Annotated in this window: 2 protein-coding genes and 1 tRNA gene; 1 reads left to right on the top strand and 2 read right to left on the bottom strand. The window is 32.3% G+C overall.

Annotated features, from left to right (window positions below; translation table 11 throughout):
* A partial coding sequence (udk, locus tag WBN21_RS02665) for a uridine kinase (protein WP_424197755.1) occupies positions 1–578 on the bottom strand: 578 nt, incomplete at its 3' end.
* A gap of 417 nt (positions 579–995) precedes the next feature.
* Between udk and WBN21_RS02660 the strand changes: the two genes are divergently transcribed.
* Positions 996–1,070: transfer RNA gene (locus WBN21_RS02660), tRNA-Pro, on the top strand.
* Positions 1,071–1,147: 77 nt separating this feature from the next.
* On the opposite strand, the gene WBN21_RS02655 is transcribed toward WBN21_RS02660, so the two are convergent.
* On the bottom strand, positions 1,148–1,909 hold a 762-nt coding region (locus tag WBN21_RS02655), incomplete at its 5' end, for a substrate-binding domain-containing protein (protein WP_424197754.1).

Raw genomic sequence — 1,909 nt, 5'->3', positions numbered from 1 at the left:
ACTATATCTATGGCAACGGTATTGTGTTTGTTGTTAGGAATTATAATATCTGCACACTCTTTCATAGGTTCTATAAACTGATTATGCATTGGTTTTAATGTGGTTTGATAGCGATTTAAAACTTCATCTAAATCTCTTCCTCTTTCAGATATATCACGTTTTAATCGTCTGATTAAACGCTCGTCACTATCGGCATGCACAAATATTTTAATATCAAACATGTCTCTTAATTCTGGGTTTGTTAAAATTAAAATACCTTCAACAATCATTACTTTTCTGGGGTGTGTTAAAACGGTGTCTCCAGTTCGGTTATGCTTTACAAAAGAGTAAACAGGTTGATGAATTGGTTTGCCATTTTTTAAATCTACAAGATGTTTGGTTAGTAAGTCAAAATCTATAGATCTAGGATGGTCAAAATTAATTTTTACACGCTCGTCGTATGCTAAGTGCGTGGTATCCATATAATAAGAATCTTGAGATATTATGCCAACTTCACCCTCCGGAAGTTCATTCAGTATTTGGTTAACAACCGTCGTTTTACCGCAACCTGTACCACCGGCAATTCCTATAATGAGCATAAATTTTGATTTTTATTTTATCGTAACAAATTTAAGATTTATTTTCCGCAATTTTTTTATTGAGAAAATTAATTTAAATAGTAAAAAAGAGTTTGGCACATAATAGAAATTTATGGGCGTTACCCGAAAAGGGTCGGGCTATCCGTTTCAAGTCCTCGCACCTGCGAGCTGTGGGCTTTCCTCTGCTAACCCTGCCTGCCGGCAGACAGTCCTGACGCGCATTTCAGTCAAAGTAATTGTCAGGTTAAAGTTTTGGTATATCATTTAACACCTCTTCTTCATTGCTTTTAAAAAAATAAAACAGCATCAAATCCAAAATTAAAATTTTTGTCATCCGCTAATAAAAAAGAGTTGTAAAAATGATTTTAAATGTAAAAGAAAATTCTATATTTGCATCCCGTTACAAGATAACCAAATCGGGGTGTAGCGTAGCCCGGTTATCGCGCCGCGTTTGGGACGCGGAGGTCGCAGGTTCGAATCCTGCCACCCCGACTAAAAAAGCTCAGTTTAACTGAGCTTTTTTTATGCTTTTTTTTAAATATTTCTAATTCTTTTTAATTCTGAAAATTTTAAGCATCCTTCAAATGCATAAATTCATGTCGTTCATTATATTTAACATTTTCCTTTGTTAAAATATCAATAGGCATATAAAGTTTTTTGTTTTGGATGTCATTTTTAATTAGATATTCAGCTAAAAGACGAACAGATTCATAACCTTGATCAAACGGTTTTTGGGATATTAAAAAGGAAACGGAGTCGTTAAGTAAACATGAAATATTTTGTGGTGTATTATCAAAACCTATTAATTCAAGTTTGTTTAAATGCTCAGTTTCTAAATAATCCACAACTAAATGAATTCTACTTGAAGGTACGAAAACACCAGTAATGTCGCTATGTTCTTTTAAGTATAAGTTGATTTTTTCTTTAGTTTCAGATGGGTTATTTAAGTTGTCAATTTTTAATATTTGAGTTTTAGAATGGACCTTGTTCTTCATGAAATAATCATTAAAACCTTCAATTCTATTAGAAACAGCATTGTTTTTTGTGATGTTTTTACTTGCTTGAATAATCAAAAATTCAGATGGTTTAGGAACGCTTAAATGCATTAATTTTCCAGCCATATAGCCTGCCATATAAGAATCTTGCCCAACAAATGCTAAATTTTTAAACCCTTCAATATCAATATTTATAAAAAGATATGGAATATTAAGCGCCTCTAATTTGTCCACCAATATCCTAGTTTCATTGTAGAAATTTGGAGCGATAATAACAGCGTTAGGTTTTAATTTTAGCAAATTAGTAAACGCTTGTAAGTAGGAGTCTGAATCATA

Origin of the sequence: Algibacter sp. (assembly GCF_049667265.1) — a bacterium.
Classification (GTDB): Bacteria; Bacteroidota; Bacteroidia; order Flavobacteriales; family Flavobacteriaceae; genus Algibacter_B.
This window is presented reverse-complemented; position numbering and strand designations above follow the sequence as displayed.